Below are 15,065 nucleotides of genomic sequence, written 5' to 3' on the forward strand. Positions count from 1 at the left end.
CTTGCGGGGTCCCGCAACTTACCACAGCCGTCACCCCTCGCGTACACTACGCCCCCTTTCCCGCTGTCAGTTGCCGGAGGTTGCCGATGAATCCACTGCGCTGGGGCCTGGTGCCGCAGATCCTCGCCGGGGTCGTGCTCGGCGCGCTGTGCGGCGTCTTGCTGCCCGGGGCCGGGGAGGCCCTCGGCCTGCTCGGGCGTCTCTTCGTGAGCATGCTGAAGGCGGTGGCGCCGCTGCTGGTACTGCTCCTGGTGATGTCCGCCATCGCCAACCGCCACGAGCGCGGCGGCGATGCGCGGCGCACGTTCCTGACGCTGCTGCTCTATCTCGCCGGCACCGTGTGCGCGGCGCTGGTCGGCGTGCTGCTGAGCTTCGCCTTCCCCCAGACCCTGGTGCTCGTCGACGCGGCCGAGGGCAGCCCGCCGGCGGCGGTCGGCAGCGTGCTGGCCGATGTGCTTTTCAAGCTCGTGGACAACCCGGTGAACGCGTTGCTGGAGGGCAACTTCCTCGGTTGCCTCACCTGGGCCGTGCTCCTCGGCATCAGCTTCCGCCGCGCGCCGACGAGCTTCCGCGAACACCTGGAAACGCTCGCCGGCGGGGTGGCCGACGTGGTGCGTTACGTGATCCGCCTTGCCCCGGTGGGCATCTTCGGCCTGGTGGCTTACACGGTCGCGACCACCGGGGTCGCGGCCCTGGCCGACTACGCGGCCCTCGCGCTGCTGCTGGTCTCGGCCATGCTGGTGGTGGCGCTCGTCGTGAATCCGCTCATCGTCCTGCTGGTGACGCGCCGCAATCCCTACCCGGTGGTGCTGCGCTGCCTCGAGGAGTCCGGAATCACCGCGTTCTTCACCCGCAGTTCCGCGGCCAACATCCCGGTGAACCTCGCGCTGGCGAAGAAGCTCGGTATCAGCGAGGAGCTCTATTCGGTAACCATCCCTGTCGGCGCCACCGTGAACATGGCCGGCGCCGCGATCACCATCACCACCCTCACCCTGGCCGCCGCGAACACCCTCGGCATCGAGGCGAGCTTCGCCAGCGCCCTCGTGCTCTGCGTGGTCTCCGCGCTCGCCGCCTGTGGCGCCAGCGGTGTCCCCTCCGGCAGCCTGCTGCTCATTCCCCTGGCCTGCTCGCTCTTCGGCATTCCCCTGGACGTCGCCATGCAGGTGGTGGCGGTAGGCTTTGTGATCAGCGTGATCCAGGATTCGGCGGAGACCGCGCTCAACTCGAGTACAGATGTGGTCTATACCTGGGCCGTGGATAACGCGCCGCTGCGTCAGTAGCGCGACCGGGCCTCGTCGAGGAGCGCGCAGACGGCGCGGGCGCCCTCCAGGAGCCTGGGCGTCGGCCGCTGGATGAGGTCCGGGTCGAGTCCGTAGAGCGCGTCCGCCGCCACGGCCGACAGGCGCGGGAAGCGACGCCAGTCGGCCAGCCAGGGCGGGGTCTCCCTGCCCGCGCCGCTGGCGATGATGACTTCCGGGTCGCGCGCGAGGACGGCTTCCCGGCTGACCCGGGGTGCCAGCGATGGCACGTCCGCGAACAGGTTCTTCCCGCCGCAGCGCTCGATCACGGCGCTGATCAGGTGGCTGCCGCCCACGGTCTGCATGGGATCGTGCCAGAGCTGGTAAAAGACCCGCAGCCGGCGGCTCCCCGGGGGCGGGCCGAGGGCGGCAAAGCCCCGGGCCAGCGCGGCGGCAGCCGCTTCCCCCTGCGCTGGTGTGCCGGCGAGCCGGCCCAGCTGCGCGAGGGTCCTGCCGATGCGCGCGAGGTCGCGCACCTCGTCCACGTAAACGGGGATACCGAGGGCCTCGAGGCGCCGGACGATGGCGGCGCCGTTGCCCGAACCCCAGGCCAGCACGAGGTCCGGCCGCAGGGCAACGACGGCCTCCAGGCTGAGGGCGTTGTAGCCACCGATCCGCGGCACGTCCCGGGCTTTCGCGGGATGGTCGCTGTAGGCCACCGTGCCCACGAGGCGCCCGCCGCCGCCGGCCGCGAAGAGGTTCTCCGCCAGGTGCGGCGCCAGCGCGACGATGCGCTTCGCGGGTGCGGGCAGGGTGATGGTCTCGCCCCGGCTGTCGGTCACGGTGACCGGCGCTGCCTGCAGCGCCATGGTGGGGAGGAGCAGCGGCAGGAGCAGGAGCAGGAGCACGGCAGTGGGAGGCGCGTCCCCACTCCGACAGGGGCGGATGGTCGGCCCGTCCCTGTCGCGGCGAGGGGGCCGCTCCCACAGGGCGTCGCGAGTTCGGCGGGAGTGTGGCCTAGAGCGCCGGGAAAACAAGCGGGTAACCCTTCAGCGGATGTGGCTGAACCGCCAGCTCGGTGCCGAAGAGCTCGCCGAGGAACTCCCGCGTCAGCAGGGCGGCGGGCGTAGCCAGCGCCCGGCATTGACCCCCGGCGAGCACCAGCAGCCGGTCGGCGAGGCTCGACAACAGGTTGAGGTCATGCAGTGAGAGCACCACGCTGCAGCCCCGGGCGGCGAGGCCGCGCACCGTGTCCGCCAGCAGCTGCTGGTGGCGCAGGTCCAGCGCCGCGCTCGGCTCATCGAGGAGCAGGAGGCGGCCGCCCAGGGGTTCATCGGGCGCCCTGTGCAATAACTGGCATAGGACCCGGGCGAGCTGCACGCGCTGCTGCTCGCCGCCGGAGAGCAGCGTGTAGAGGCGGCCGGCGAGGTGGGTAGTGTCGGTCCAGGCGAGTACCTCGGCGACGATCGCATCGTCCGCCCGGCGGCCCGCGTCGTGAGGCAGTCGCCCGAGCATGACGACTTCGTGCACCGTGAAGGGGAACGCCAGGGTCGACGCCTGCGGCAGGTAGGCCACGCGGCGTGCACGTTCTTCCGGTGCCCAGTCCGCGAGCGAGCGGCCGTCGAGCGCGAGCGTTCCCGCGAGCGGTGCCAGGTCTCCCGCCATCGCGCGCAGCAGCGTGGACTTGCCGGCACCGTTGGGGCCCAGCAGTCCGAGCACCTCGCCGGCGCCCAGCTCCAGGTCGATCCCCGAGAGCACCGGACAGCCGCCCCAGCCGGCACTCAGGCCGCGGGCCGCGAGGAGCATGCTCACGCGGCCACCATGCCGAAGCGGGCCCGCTGTCGCAGCAGGGAGAGGAAGAAGGGCACACCCACCAGGGCGGTGAGGATGCCGACGGGGATCTCGGCCGGTGGCGCCAGCAGGCGCGCGGCGGTGTCGGCCAGGAGCAGCAGGATTGCCCCGGCCAGGGCCGAGCCCGGCAGCAGGTAGCGGTGGTCGGGGCCGATGGCCAGTCGCACTACGTGGGGCACGACCAGGCCGACGAAGGCGATCGTGCCGGCAAGGGCGACGGAGACGCCGACGCCGAGGGCGATCCAGGCCACGAGGATCGCCTTCAGGCGACCCACGCGGATGCCGAGGTGGGCGGCCTCGGATTCGCCGAGGAGCAGCGCATTCAGTGCCGTGCCGTGCCGGGGCAGGGCGAGGCAGAGCACGGCGGTGACCGCCAGGGCGAGGAGGACTTCCGGCCGGCTGGCCGTCTCCAGGCCGCCCATCTTCCACAGGCTGATGCGCCGCAGCAGCGTATTGTCGGCATAGAACTCGAACAGGGAGACCAGTGCGCCGGCGAGGGCCGTGATGGCGATCCCTGCGAGGAGCATCGTTGCCACCGAGGTTCCGCTGCTGTCGGTGGCGAGGCGATAGACGAGGAGCACCGCCGCCACGCCGCCGGCGAAGGCGCCGAGGGAGACGACGGTCAGCACCGGCAGTGCCGGCAGTGCGCCGGCCCCCAGTACCATGGCTGCCGCCGCGCCGAGGGTGGCGCCGCCGGTCACGCCGATGAGCGACGGGTCCGCCAGCGGGTTGCGGAAGAGGCCCTGGCTCACGGCGCCGCAGAGGGCGAGGACGGCGCCCATGGACCCGGCCAGCAGCGTGCGCGGCAGGCGCAGCTGCGCGAGGATCGTCGCGGCCGGGTCGGAGAAATCGCCGGCCAGGGCCGCGGCGAGGGCCAGGGCAAGTTCGCGCGGCCCGAGGGGAACGGCGCCGAGGGCAAGGCTCGCCAGCGCCGCGGGCAGGAGAAGGGCGGCGAGCAGCGCGATGAAGCGCCGGGCCCGCCCCTGGCGCGCGTCCGTGGCGTTCAGAAATCCACGCCCCTGCGGGCCTTGATGCCCGCCATGTAGGCGTGCTTGATGTCGCGGACCTCGGACACGGTGTCCATGATGGCCTGCAGGCCGGCGCCGCCGCCGCGGCCGGTGACCACGACGCTCTGCTCGCGCGGGCGGTTGGCCAAGGCTTCCAGAACCTCCTCTTCCGGCAGGTAGTCGAAGGAGAGCATGTAGGTCAGCTCGTCCAGGACGACCAGGTCGAAGGCCGGGTCGGCGAGCATCGGCTTCGCCTTGTCCCAGGTTCGCCTGGCGGCGGCGATGTCGCCGCTGCGGTCCTGCGTGTCCCAGGTAAAGCCCGTGCCCATCTGGTAGAAGTCCACTTCCGGGCACTTGTCGCGCAGGTACAGTTCCTCGCCGGAGAGCTGCTCCCCCTTGATGAACTGCACCACGCCGACCTTCTGCCCGTAGCCCAGGGCGCGCATCACCATGCCGAAGGCCGAGCTCGACTTGCCCTTGCCGTTACCGGTGAGCAGCACGGCCACGCCGCGCTCGAGCTGGGCCGCGGCAATGCTCGCGTCCACCTTCTCCTTCTGCTTCTGCATCGCGCGCTTGTGCTTCTCGTCGCGGTTCGTCTCGTCACTCATCGGGCTGTCTCCGGTCTCAGAAGCGGTAGCGCACACCGGCGTAGGCGGCGCGCTCGGCGGTGTTGTAGGTCGGGACCTCCTCGTAGTCCTCGTCCAGCGCGTTCTCCACGCGGCCGAAGAGCGTCAGCCCCGGGACCAGTTCGAAGCTGGCATTCAGGTCCATCACCGCGTAGTCGTCCAGGGGCGTGGCCGCCGTGCTCACGGCGTCCCGGGACAGGCGCAGGTGGGCGCCGAGCTTCAGTCGCTCGTCACGGCCGGTGAAGGTGAAGCCCAGGTTGCCCAGGTGCTCCGGGCGGCGGGCGCGCTGCTCGCCCGTCGCCGTTTCCGTGTCGTTCCAGGTGTAGTTGCCGTCCACGGTCAGCCCCGCGGCCAGGGGCCAGCTTGCCGCCAGCTCCACGCCGCGGGATTCGGACTCCCCGTCCTCTTGCAGGTAGCCGGAGAACCCAATGAGGTCAAAGAAGATCTGGTCCTCGACCTGCTGCTCGAACCAGGTGAGCTCCAGGTACTCGCCGCGCGCGCCGGCCCACGCCACACCCAGGTCATAGCCTTCGCTCGTTTCTTCCTCGAGGCCTGCGGTCGCCGCCGGCGGAAAGGCGAAGGGGCCGCGGTTGTAGGAAATCTCGTACAGGCTCGGCGCGCGGAAACCGGTGCCCCAGGTGCCGCGCAGCTTGAGCTCGCCGCCGGCCAGGGCCGTCACCCAGGCGCCGCTCACCCGGTAGGAGGTGAAGCTGCCGTAGTCGTCGTTGTCGTCGTTGCGCGCGCCGGCGGTCACGGTGAAGCCGTCGCCGAAGCGGCCCTGGACCTCGCCGTAGATCCCGGTCTGGTGCCGGTCCCGGTCGAAGCTGCCGTCGTCGATGGCCTGCGTTTCCCGGTCGAGGCCGTAGACCAGGCGCAGCACCTCGCCGCTGCGCCAGCTGCCCACGTAGGACCAGCGGCTGAGCTCGCCCTCGGCGCCGAAGCTGCGCAGCCCTTCCGTGTAGAAGTCCTTCTCCGTGCGGTTCTCACTGAAGGCCAGCTGATGGGTAAAGGCCTGGCCTTCGTAGTCCGCCGCGACGCGCACCGCATCCTGGGTGAAGTCGTCCCGGCAGGCGTTGCTCGGGGCGAAAGTGTCTACCGTGAAGCAGTTGTCGTAGTCGTTATCGCCCTCGGTGCGCCGCCCGGCGACGGACAGGCGCAGCGTGTCGGTCACGTCCCAGCCCAGGCGCGCGTTGTAGCTCGCGTTCTCGTAGCCGTCGTCGTCGGCGAGGTCCGTATCCGTGGTGCGGGCATTGAAGCCATCGGTCTCGAAGTTGGCCGCACCGACGAGAAAGTCCACTGCGCCCAGGTCACCGCCGAAGCTGCCGCTGAATTCCCGGGTGCCGAAGCTGCCGGTCTCGGCCGCGACCCGGCCGCTGAGGCCGTCCTGCGGCGTGAGCGTGGTGATGTTGATGACACCGCCGGCGTCGGCGCCGTACATGAGGCCCTGGGGCCCGCGCAGGATCTCCACGCGCTGGATGCCCGAGGACAGGAACTGCTCCATGCGCGGGCTGAACTGGGTGCCGGAGGTGTCGGTGATGTCGATGCCGTCGACCAGGACCTTGGTGCGGAAGCCTTCTTCGCCGCGGATGCGCAGGGCCGTTGCACCGCCGGGGCCACCGGTGTTCGAGGCCGCCACGGACGGCTGCGTGCGCAGGATTTCCGCGAGGGAGTTGAAGCCGCGACGGGTGATCTCTTCCTCGTCGATGACGCTGATGGCCGTGCCGACCTCGCGCAGGGGCATGGGCACGCGGGACGAGGTGACGACGATTTCCTCGAGGGGGTTGTCGCTGGCCGGCTGCGCGAGCGCAGCCACCGGTGCCAGGGCAAGCGCCAGGGCACGGGCCGGGAAGGGGTGTTTCATGCTGACTCCTCAATAGCCGGTAACGGGCGATTGAGGGAGGGGATCAAGGAGACGGAATGCGCGAACATTCAGCGACCTTTAATGAAGCCCTCCGCTCCATCGGTGCTCATGTCCGGGCAGGTATCGGGCTCGCGGCGTCGTGTGGTGACAGCCGCATACCGTTGCGGGGGCAGCGCTGGCCTTGGCCCCGGGGGCCGCACCAGTCTTCCCATTTAACCTGCCCAGATGCGGTTTGCGCACCGCACCGGCAGGCACCCTGGACGGCGAAGACTCTAGGGCCGCGTCCGGGTAATGTCAAACATTGCGGTAGAATGTGCTCATGGATATCGACGCCGCCACTCTCGCCACCATCACCGAGCGTCTCGGGCGTGAGCCGCGTGGGTTGCGCGCTGTTGCCGTCCGCGATGCGGCCGGTGAGCCGGCAGTCATCCGCGTCGCCTCCGTCGTGGACGGCAAGCCCTTTCCCACGCTGTTCTGGCTCATCGATCCGCTGCTGAGTTATCGGATCGACCGGGCCGAGGCCGGGGGACTCATCGCCGAGCTGCAGGCGCGCGTCGACACGGAGCCGCCGCTTGCCGACGCGATGGCGGCGGACCACCGCCGGCACATCGCCCTGCGCGAGCAGTACCTTGCCCCGGCGGAGCGTGAGCTGCTCGAGGCCCGGGGCCAGTGGTCGGCGCTGGCGGAGCGGGGCATCGGCGGCATTGCCGATTTCCGCCGCATCCGCTGCCTGCATACCTGGTATGCCGCGCACCTGGTGGAAGCCAACACGATCGGCACCCTGCTCGATGCACACTGGGCCGCGGAAGCGGCCTGAGCCGGGTGCCGTCAGGCCGCGTAGCAAGGGCCATGACTTCCGGCCAACACTCCAGGAACCCGAACCCGCAGGGCAAGGGCCTCGTCCCCGTCCTTGCCCACTGGCACGCGCTGCGGCCGCGCGCCGTCGCCGCCAAGGGGCCGGCGGAACTGCTCCTGGACCTGTTCGCCTCCACACTGGTGCTGTCCGCGCGCTGCGACCTGCGCCCGGTGGTCGGCCAGCGCTACTACCTCTACTGCGACCTCACTTGTGCCCTTGATGGCGACGAAGGCGGCTGGCGTCTCTCGCTGGTTTCGCCCGCGGAGTGGGGCGACCGCGCCCCGGGGCGCTGCCTCGGCCCCTGCTGGCTGCGCGACGACATGACCTGGGCCCTCGATGCCGAGGCGGCGCTGGCGGCCGATGCCGGACTGCGCGAACGGGTGGCGGCGCTGGTACAGGACTTCCTCGAGCGCCTCGACGTGGATGGCCCGCTGGAGGAGCAACTGCCCGCTTACCATCGCGAACTGCCGTACTACCGCCGCCTGCTCGCCGCCGGCCTCGGCGCCTCGCTGCGCCAGTCCCTCGCGGCCTCGGGGGCGAGCGCCGCGCAAGCCCGGGAGACGCTGCGCCTCGGCGCTGCCGGGCTGCGCCGGGCGGCTTTGACAGCACCACAGCCGCCGGGCGAGCATGCAACGGCTTCCCACCCTACAGAGGACACTCCCCCATGAGCGAGGAATCCGGCTACACCCCGCCGCGCGTGTGGACCTGGGATGCGGCCAGCGGTGGCCGCTTCGCCAACATCAACCGACCGGTGGCCGGCGCTACCCACGAAGCGGAGCTGCCCGTCGGAGAGCACCCGCTGCAGCTGTACTCCCTGGCCACGCCGAACGGCGTCAAGGTCACGGTCATGCTGGAGGAGCTCCTCGCGCTCGGCCACGGCGGCGCCGAGTACGATGCGTGGATCGTCAATATCCTCGAGGGCGATCAGTTCGGCTCCGGCTTTGTTTCCATCAACCCGAACTCCAAGATCCCGGCGCTCCTGGACCGCAGCACCGATCCGCACACGCGGCTTTTCGAGTCCGGCGCCATCCTGCTCTACCTCGCCGAAAAGTTCGACGCGTTCCTGCCGGCAGAGGGCCAGGCCCGCAGTGAAACGCTCTGCTGGCTGTTCTGGCAGATGGCGAGCGCGCCGATCCTCGGCGGCGGCTTCGGCCACTTCTACGCCTACGCCCCGGAGAAGTACGAGTACCCCATCAACCGCTACGCGATGGAAGTGAAGCGCCAGCTCGACGTGCTCGACCGTCACCTCGCCAGCCACGACTACCTGGCCGGCGACGAGTACACCATCGCCGACATGGCGACCTGGCCCTGGTACGGCGTGCTGGTGACGGGCGATATCTACAACGCCCAGGAGTTCCTCGATGTGAACAGCTACGTGCACGTCAAACGCTGGGCGGAGGCCATCGAGGCCCGGCCCGCCGTGCAGCGCGGCCGCCGCGTCAACCGGGTCTGGGGGCCTGAAGAGGAGCAGGTCCGGGAGCGCCATTCCGCCGCGGACCTCGACTGAGCCTTCAACCGGAAGGGGCCGCGGCACTCCCGGCAAGGATGCCGCCGTCGATCGTCAGTTCCGTGCCGGTGACGTAGCATGCCTCATCGGAGGCCAGGAGCACTGCGATGGCCGCGACCTCCGAGGGCTCGCCGAAACGCCTCAGGGGCGTGTCGGCGACGAATGCGGCCATCCGCGCCTCGCGGTCCGGGCCGTCACCCAGCATCGGCTCCCACATGGGCGTCAGTACCGCCGCCGGGTGGATGGAGTTGCAGCGGATCGCGAGGCCCTGCGCGGCGCAATAGAGGGCGACGGTCTTGCTGTGATTGCGTACGGCGGCCTTGGAGGAGGCATAGGCCGCCGCCGCGGGTATGCCGACCATGCCCGAGCACGGATTCCCAGGCGGCCTCGTCGCGCACGTCGAGCCGGGCTGCAGTTGACTGTTCCCCCAGGCGCGCGGCCATGGCCGCGGCACCATCGCCATCCATGTCGGTTACCCAGGCGCGCGCGCCCTCGGCCACGAAGGCCTCCGCGATCGCGGCACCGATGCCGCGGGCCGCCCCGGTGACGAGGCAGAGCTTTCCCTTCAATCGTGCCACAGTTGCTCCTGGCGCTTAGGGGCGCAGCGCTCCGTCCATGAAGGCACGCACGTCCTCCAGCAGCGCCTGCCGCGACGGCTCGTGCACGTACATCATGTGGCCGCCGTGGTAGAAGTGGAAATCCACCCGGTCGGCGCCGATGCCGTGGCGGCGCAGCGTGAACTCGGCGTCGAAGAACGGCGTTACCAGGTCGTGGTAGCCGCCGGCGACAAAAACACGCAATGCCGGGTTCGCCTCCAGGGCCCGGGCGAGGTCCCGTGCCGTATTCACCCAGTGCGGTTCCCAGGTTTCTCCCGGTGCCTTGCGACTCCAGTTCCAGTGACCGGACAGCTCCGGGTCCGCCGGTGAGAGGTAGGGGCGTTCCCAGTCCACGCCGAGGTCGCCGTGGAGGTAACTCAGCAGGGCTCCGGTGAAGGCGGCGGAGAACGCATCGCCTGCGGCATCGTTCTCGGGACGGGCGGCGAGGTTGTCCACCGGGTCTGCGGTGTAGCGAGCGTCGTTGAGCCCTACCGCGAGTCCCTTGTCGCGCAGCAACTCGCTGGCGAAGCGGAAACCGTTGATGCGCAGGTCCGCGCGCTCCACGTAGGTCGGCGACAGGCCGGTGTAGCGCACCAGGCCCTCGCGCACCCGAGCGCGTGTTTCTTTGTCCAGGGTGTTGCCCCGGAACAGCGCCGGCAGCAGCTCGTCCACGGCGAAGTCCCGGGCTTCCTGCAGGAAGGTCTCCAGATCCGTGCCTTCGCGGTCCACCTTGCCGTGGTGCCAGGCCGTCGCCGCCATGGTCGGCACGTAGGTAACGTAGGAAATCAGGTTGTCGCGCACGTAGGGTGAGGAGCCGGCGTAGTCGAGGGCCTGGGAGATCATGACGAGGCCGTTCAGGGCGACCCGGTACTCGTCTTCCAGCAGCTTCGCCACGAGCGCCGCGCGCGTGGTGCCGAAGCTTTCGCCGAGGAGGAATTTCGGCGAGTTCCAGCGCCCGTTGGCGCTCAGCCAGCGCCTGATGAACTCGGCCATGGACTCGGCGTCCTCGGTCAGACCCCAGAACTCCGTACTCTCGTGGTCACCGAGGGCACGCGAGTAACCGGTGCCGACCGGGTCTACAAAGACGAGGTCGGTGATGTCGAGGATCGATTCGGCGGCGTCGACGATCGGGTAGGGCGGAACGCCCGGATGGCTGGCATCGCTCGGGACCACCACGCGCTTGGGCCCGAAGGTGCCCATGTGCAGCCACAGGGAGGCCGAGCCCGGGCCACCGTTCCAGACGAAGGTCACCGGCCGGTCCTCGCCACCGTCCTTCGCCAGATAGGCGAAGCTGAAGATGGCGGCGGTGGGCTCGCCCTCGGCGTCGCGCAGGTAGGTTTCGCCGGCCCGGGCCTCGTAGCTGACCGTCGTGCCGTTGAAGGTGCCGCGGTGCTCGGTCACGAACGCGGTGGGCTCGGGAATCGATGGCGCCGGTGTTTCGGTCTGGGCATGGGCGAGCAGCGGCAGACCGAGGGCGAAGCACAGGGAAGCGAGAAAGCGTTTGCGCATAAGGGGTTCCTTCAGGGGGTTTGCAGGCGTTCGGGCAGGGCGGTCGCGGCTGTCAGCCGGTCGTACCAGGTACCGTAGCCCGCCCCCGACAGGTGCAGCCCGTCACGGGCGTAGTAGCGGTCCCCGTCCTCCCGGAAGCCATTGTCACCCGGACCGGTGAAGAGGTCCACGTAGTCGACGCCGTGGTCCCGGGCGGCGGCGAGAAAACGGTCGCGCACCGCGCGGGAGCGGGCGCTATAGAGCGGCGCGGCGGGCCAGGGGAGCGCGGGGGCGGCGCCGAGGTCGCCGGTGCTCATGAGCACGGTGTAGGGCGCGCGCTCGGTCGCCCGGCTCAGGACGGCATCGATGTCGGTCTCCAGCCTGGCAAGCGGCGTGAAGCGCAGCGCGTCGTTGCCGCCCACCTGCACCAGGATGGCGTCGTAGTGCGGCAGCGGTGCAGCGCGCAGCTGCTCCAGCACGTCGGCCGTGAGCGCGCCGTTGACCGCGAGGTTGTCTATGCGCGCGCCGGGCAGCGCGCGCCCCAGCCGCCCGGCGACGCTGTCCGCCGGATCCCCCGCGCCGGTACCGACGCCGGTGCTGTCGCCGACCACCAGCAGCGTGGCGGTGGCGTCGGCCGGCTGCTGGCTGTAGGCGCTGCTCTCCCGCGCGAGCTGGCCGCCGACGAAGAGCGCGCGGCCGATCACCACGCCATCGTAGGCGGCGAGGGCAAGGACCGCGGCGCCGAGGAGCGAAGCGAGCATGCGGAGACTCCGGGGGCGCCGGGCGCGCCGTTGACCTGGGGATTTCACCCCCTGACGATAACGGTCGCTCGTGACGCTGTCGAACCGGCCCCGCCGGAGGAGGAGATCCATGCCATTGTCCCGCTTCCGCTTCTTGCGCCTTTCACGCAGCGCCCACCTTGCCCTTGCCATCCTGCCGGCGCTCGCCGGGCAACCTGCGGCGGCGGAGGACCTGCCACCCGGGGCGGGCAGACACCTGGTCGAAAGCCTCTGCAGCAGCTGCCACAGCACGGCTTACATTCCGCGCAGCGCCGGTTTCGACAGCGCCGCCGAGTGGCGCGCCCTGTTCGACACGATGATCGACCTCGCGGAGCCGCAGGCCGACACCATCGCCGTGTACCTCGCCGAGCACTTTCCCGCGCTCGAGGAGCGGCGTCCCACGCTCGTCGCCGGCAACACGGAAATCACCATCGAGGAATGGCAGGTCCCCACCCTCGGTCAGCGGCCGCGGGATCCGGTGGAAGCGCCGGACGGCAGCATCTGGTGGACCGGCATGTGGGCCAGCCTGGTCGGCCGCTTGGACCCGGAGACGGGCGCCATGGCCGAGTACCGCCTGCCCCCGGCGGCGCGGCCGCACAGCATCGTGCCCGGCCATGACGGCAGTATCTGGTACACGGGCAACAGCAATGCCACCATCGGCCGCCTGGACCCCGCCACGGGCCGGATCACCGAGTACCCCACGCAGGCCGGGGACCCGCACACGGCCGTCTTCCACCCCAACGGCAAGCTGTATTTCACGGCGCAGCATGCCGGCATGCTGGGCCGCCTTGATCCGGCGACGGGCGCAGTCGACGAGATCGAAACCCGGCGCCGCCCCTATGGCATCAAGGTCGGGCCAGCGGGGCGTCTATGGGTGGCCTACAACGGTACCAACGCGATCGGCGCCATGGACCCGGATACCCTCGAGGTGACTTACTTTCCCATACCCGACGAGCGCACGCGGATCCGCCGCCTCGACATCGGCAGCGACGGCACCATCTGGTACGTGAACTCCAGCCTGGGCCGCATCGGCCGGCTGGACCCGGAGAGCGGCGAGACCCGCGAATGGCCCTCGCCGAGCGGGCCTTCGTCCCACCCCTATTCCCTGGCGGTGATCGACGATGTGGTCTGGTACAACGAGTCGGGCATGCGCCCGGACGCGCTGGTGCGCTTCGACCCGGCGACGGAACGCTTCCAGAGCTGGGCGATCCCCTCGGGCGTCGGCATTATCCGCAACGGGTGGGTGACCCGGGACGGGGATCTGCTCATTCACCAGAGCAGCAGCAACCGGATCGGCAGGGTCAGGATTCCGCCGCTGGTGAAAGGTCAGTAGCCGGAGACGCTCGCAAAGGGGCCTCTTCCCGCTCGAAAAGGCTCCGGAACGCCTCCTCGTCCGGGTTGCCGATCTTCATCACGTCCTCGAGGACGGCGGTGCCGCGTGCCGTGGCCGGGCGCGCCGCGCAGGCCGCCTCCCAGCGCTTGATGTTGGGCCACTCGTCGATGTCCATGCGGTGCAGCTCGCGGATCTTCGGCATCATCCAGGGATAGGTGGCCATGTCGGCAACAGTGAACTCCCCGCAGAGAAACTCCCGGTCCGCGAGGCGCTGCTCCAGCACGCCGTAGAGGCGCTTCGTCTCCCGGTGATAGCGCTCGCGGGCGTAGGGCACGTCCTCCGGCGCGTAGCCCATGAAGTGGCCGCACTGGCCGAGCATGGGGCCCATGCTCGCCACCTGGAAGTAGAGCCAGGTGAGTACCTCGTAGCGTGCGGCCCCGGAGGCCGGCAGGAACTGCCCGGTCTTGTCGGCGAGGTACTCGAGGATGGCGCCGGACTCGAACAGCGTAATCGGCTGGTCCCCCGGCCCATCGTGATCAACGATCGTCGGGATCTTGTGGTTGGGATTGAGCGCGAGGAAGTCCGGCTCGAACTGCTCGCTGCGCAGGATATTCACGGGCTTCACGTCATAGGGAAGGCCCATCTCCTCGAGCGCGATGGATGCCTTGTGGCCGTTCGGCGTAGGCCAGTAATAGAGCGTGATCACTGCGGCGCCTTGCCCTGTGCAGCGAGCACCTCGTTCACCTGGCCGTTGAAGAAAGCCGCGCTCTTGTCACCCTCGAAATCCTTGTTGAAGAACCAGGTCACCGACGGACGCTGGATCGCCTCGTCGTACCAGGCGGCGAGAGCATCGTGGCCCGCGCGCCAGTCGAAGCCGGGGTTGACCGGGTCTCCCTCGCCGTAGAAGGCGTTGCGGAAGTCGGTGTAGCTGATCATCTGCAGCATACCGACGTGACCGACGTCGAAACCGCGCCAGCCTTTTTCCGCCTGCGCGTTGAGTTCGGCGAGGCCGCGCTCGATCTTCGGCCAGACCCAGGTGAAGGTCTTGAGGTGCTGCTCCTCTTCCGGGTACCAGCCCTCCATGACCATCTGTACCGTCAGCTCGAACATCATGTCGGAAAGCGCGAGCCGGGTGATAGCCTCGAAGCGCTCCGGGCCGGCCGCCGGGAACAGCGGCTCGCCACCGGTGCGCTGGCTGTCGAAGTACTCGATGATCGTCTGGCTGCCGAAGATGACCTGCCCGGAGTCCAGCGCCAGCGTCGGCACCTTGTCCAGCGGGTTGATCGGCGCCAGCGAATACTGCCCGGAGACGTCCTCGCCATCGTTGTCGAAGAACGGGTAGGTCGGCACCCAGGTGATGCGCTCGTGCAGGCCCGCCTCGTGGGCGGCGACCAGCGACTTGTGGATGAAGGTGTGGAACGGTGAGTAAAAGAGCTTCACGGCGGCGGACCTCCCCCGGGTCTTGAGCCACCGGATGGTGGCACGCTGCGGGGAGCGCGGCAACCGGGGATCCGCCCGGTTGCCGCGGCCACGCTCAGCCCATGCGGTGCAGCGCGCAGAGCTTGTTGCCGGAGGGGTCGCGCAGGTAGGCGAGGTACAGCTTGCCCAGCCCACCCTCACGGACACCGGGCGGGTCCTCGCAGGTCGCGCCGCCGTTGGCGACCCCCGCCGCGTGCCAGGCATCCGCGGCCTCCGGGCTGGCGGCGCCGAAGCCAATGGTGCTGCCGTTGCCGCAGCTCGCCGGCTGACCGTCGATCGGCTTGGTCAGCGCCAGGACGCCGCCGTCCGTCATGTAGAACACGCGGCCCTGGTCATCGGTCACACCGGGACCGTAGCCGAGAGCGCCGAGGGTCGCGTCATAAAAGGCCTTGGAGGCCTCGAGGTCGTTGGCGCCGAGCATGATATGGCTGAACATGCGCTGTC

16 protein-coding genes, 1 pseudogene and 1 riboswitch are annotated in these 15,065 nt (G+C 69.9%); of the genes and pseudogenes, 5 read left to right on the forward strand and 12 right to left on the reverse strand.

Features of this window, described 5'->3' with window-relative positions; all coding sequences use genetic code 11:
• The first annotated feature begins 86 nt into the window (after positions 1-86).
• Positions 87-1,280 (forward strand): serine/threonine transporter SstT, encoded by a 1,194-nt coding sequence (gene sstT, locus ACX93N_RS06530; protein ID WP_459427596.1) that lies wholly within the window; start codon positions 87-89, stop codon positions 1,278-1,280.
• On the opposite strand, the gene ACX93N_RS06535 is transcribed toward sstT, so the two are convergent.
• The 5 genes from ACX93N_RS06535 to ACX93N_RS06555 form a co-directional block, all read right to left on the reverse strand.
• Positions 1,274-2,146 (reverse strand): cobalamin-binding protein, encoded by an 873-nt coding sequence (locus tag ACX93N_RS06535; RefSeq protein ID WP_459427597.1) that lies wholly within the window; start codon positions 2,144-2,146, stop codon positions 1,274-1,276. The genes sstT and ACX93N_RS06535 overlap by 7 nt on opposite strands.
• A 109-nt stretch (positions 2,147-2,255) precedes the next feature.
• Entirely contained in the window at positions 2,256-3,044 is a 789-nt protein-coding gene (locus ACX93N_RS06540) for a heme ABC transporter ATP-binding protein (protein ID WP_459427663.1), read from the reverse strand.
• A 2-nt stretch (positions 3,045-3,046) separates the two neighbouring features.
• Positions 3,047-4,096 (reverse strand): FecCD family ABC transporter permease, encoded by a 1,050-nt coding sequence (locus ACX93N_RS06545; protein ID WP_459427664.1) that lies wholly within the window; start codon positions 4,094-4,096, stop codon positions 3,047-3,049.
• A complete protein-coding gene (gene cobO / locus ACX93N_RS06550; protein WP_459427598.1) occupies positions 4,093-4,704 on the reverse strand; it encodes a cob(I)yrinic acid a,c-diamide adenosyltransferase in 612 nt (203 codons plus the stop codon). Before cobO ends, ACX93N_RS06545 begins: the two co-directional genes overlap by 4 nt.
• Positions 4,705-4,720: 16 nt before the next feature.
• A complete protein-coding gene (locus ACX93N_RS06555; protein ID WP_459427599.1) occupies positions 4,721-6,583 on the reverse strand; it encodes a TonB-dependent receptor plug domain-containing protein in 1,863 nt (620 codons plus the stop codon).
• A 98-nt stretch (positions 6,584-6,681) separates the two neighbouring features.
• Positions 6,682-6,857: riboswitch (cobalamin riboswitch) on the reverse strand.
• A gap of 45 nt (positions 6,858-6,902) precedes the next feature.
• Here ACX93N_RS06555 and ACX93N_RS06560 point away from each other — a divergent pair.
• From ACX93N_RS06560 to yghU, 3 genes are read left to right on the forward strand one after another with little or no spacing between them, the layout of a single operon-like run.
• A complete protein-coding gene (locus tag ACX93N_RS06560) occupies positions 6,903-7,400 on the forward strand; it encodes a DUF501 domain-containing protein (RefSeq protein WP_459427600.1) in 498 nt (165 codons plus the stop codon).
• A 32-nt stretch (positions 7,401-7,432) separates the two neighbouring features.
• Positions 7,433-8,107 carry a hypothetical protein gene (locus ACX93N_RS06565; protein ID WP_459427601.1) on the forward strand — a complete coding sequence of 225 codons (675 nt, stop codon included), beginning with the start codon at positions 7,433-7,435 and terminating at the stop codon, positions 8,105-8,107.
• Positions 8,104-8,946 (forward strand): glutathione-dependent disulfide-bond oxidoreductase, encoded by an 843-nt coding sequence (gene yghU / locus ACX93N_RS06570; RefSeq protein ID WP_459427602.1) that lies wholly within the window; start codon positions 8,104-8,106, stop codon positions 8,944-8,946. The genes ACX93N_RS06565 and yghU overlap by 4 nt, the downstream gene beginning before the upstream one ends.
• A gap of 4 nt (positions 8,947-8,950) precedes the next feature.
• Here yghU and ACX93N_RS06575 read toward each other — a convergent pair whose 3' ends face one another.
• The 4 genes and pseudogenes from ACX93N_RS06575 to ACX93N_RS06590 form a co-directional block, all read right to left on the reverse strand.
• Complete coding sequence (locus ACX93N_RS06575; protein WP_459427603.1) at positions 8,951-9,307, reverse strand: SDR family oxidoreductase; 357 nt, start codon at positions 9,305-9,307, stop codon at positions 8,951-8,953.
• Positions 9,308-9,365: 58 nt separating this feature from the next.
• A pseudogene (locus tag ACX93N_RS06580) lies at positions 9,366-9,524 on the reverse strand (SDR family NAD(P)-dependent oxidoreductase); the annotation flags it as partial.
• Positions 9,525-9,539: 15 nt separating this feature from the next.
• Positions 9,540-11,051 carry a S10 family peptidase gene (locus tag ACX93N_RS06585; RefSeq protein WP_459427604.1) on the reverse strand — a complete coding sequence of 504 codons (1,512 nt, stop codon included), beginning with the start codon at positions 11,049-11,051 and terminating at the stop codon, positions 9,540-9,542.
• 11 nt (positions 11,052-11,062) lie between these two features.
• Complete coding sequence (locus ACX93N_RS06590) at positions 11,063-11,791, reverse strand: SGNH/GDSL hydrolase family protein (RefSeq protein WP_459427605.1); 729 nt, start codon at positions 11,789-11,791, stop codon at positions 11,063-11,065.
• Positions 11,792-11,900: 109 nt separating this feature from the next.
• Between ACX93N_RS06590 and ACX93N_RS06595 the strand changes: the two genes are divergently transcribed.
• Complete coding sequence (locus tag ACX93N_RS06595) at positions 11,901-13,142, forward strand: Vgb family protein (RefSeq protein WP_459427606.1); 1,242 nt, start codon at positions 11,901-11,903, stop codon at positions 13,140-13,142.
• Here the strand turns inward: ACX93N_RS06595 and ACX93N_RS06600 are convergent.
• From ACX93N_RS06600 to ACX93N_RS06610, 3 genes are all read right to left on the reverse strand, one after another.
• A complete protein-coding gene (locus ACX93N_RS06600) occupies positions 13,111-13,848 on the reverse strand; it encodes a glutathione S-transferase family protein (protein ID WP_459427607.1) in 738 nt (245 codons plus the stop codon). The genes ACX93N_RS06595 and ACX93N_RS06600 overlap by 32 nt on opposite strands.
• Positions 13,845-14,582 (reverse strand): glutathione S-transferase family protein, encoded by a 738-nt coding sequence (locus ACX93N_RS06605; protein ID WP_459427608.1) that lies wholly within the window; start codon positions 14,580-14,582, stop codon positions 13,845-13,847. The genes ACX93N_RS06600 and ACX93N_RS06605 overlap by 4 nt, the downstream gene beginning before the upstream one ends.
• A gap of 94 nt (positions 14,583-14,676) precedes the next feature.
• Complete coding sequence (locus ACX93N_RS06610; RefSeq protein WP_459427609.1) at positions 14,677-15,057, reverse strand: VOC family protein; 381 nt, start codon at positions 15,055-15,057, stop codon at positions 14,677-14,679.
• Between the last annotated feature and the right edge of the window lie 8 nt (positions 15,058-15,065).

It is taken from the genome of Pseudohaliea sp. (assembly GCF_054552115.1).

Coding starts and splice junctions, on each gene's coding strand:
- sstT (WP_459427596.1), top strand. CDS start 87: ATGAATCCACTGCGCTGGGGCCTGGTGCCGCAGATCCTCGCCGGGGTC.
- ACX93N_RS06540 (WP_459427663.1), bottom strand. CDS start 3,044: ATGCTCCTCGCGGCCCGCGGCCTGAGTGCCGGCTGGGGCGGCTGTCCG.
- cobO (WP_459427598.1), bottom strand. CDS start 4,704: ATGAGTGACGAGACGAACCGCGACGAGAAGCACAAGCGCGCGATGCAG.
- ACX93N_RS06555 (WP_459427599.1), bottom strand. CDS start 6,583: ATGAAACACCCCTTCCCGGCCCGTGCCCTGGCGCTTGCCCTGGCACCG.
- ACX93N_RS06560 (WP_459427600.1), top strand. CDS start 6,903: ATGGATATCGACGCCGCCACTCTCGCCACCATCACCGAGCGTCTCGGG.
- ACX93N_RS06565 (WP_459427601.1), top strand. CDS start 7,433: ATGACTTCCGGCCAACACTCCAGGAACCCGAACCCGCAGGGCAAGGGC.
- yghU (WP_459427602.1), top strand. CDS start 8,104: ATGAGCGAGGAATCCGGCTACACCCCGCCGCGCGTGTGGACCTGGGAT.
- ACX93N_RS06575 (WP_459427603.1), bottom strand. CDS start 9,307: ATGGTCGGCATACCCGCGGCGGCGGCCTATGCCTCCTCCAAGGCCGCC.
- ACX93N_RS06585 (WP_459427604.1), bottom strand. CDS start 11,051: ATGCGCAAACGCTTTCTCGCTTCCCTGTGCTTCGCCCTCGGTCTGCCG.
- ACX93N_RS06590 (WP_459427605.1), bottom strand. CDS start 11,791: ATGCTCGCTTCGCTCCTCGGCGCCGCGGTCCTTGCCCTCGCCGCCTAC.
- ACX93N_RS06595 (WP_459427606.1), top strand. CDS start 11,901: ATGCCATTGTCCCGCTTCCGCTTCTTGCGCCTTTCACGCAGCGCCCAC.
- ACX93N_RS06610 (WP_459427609.1), bottom strand. CDS start 15,057: ATGTTCAGCCATATCATGCTCGGCGCCAACGACCTCGAGGCCTCCAAG.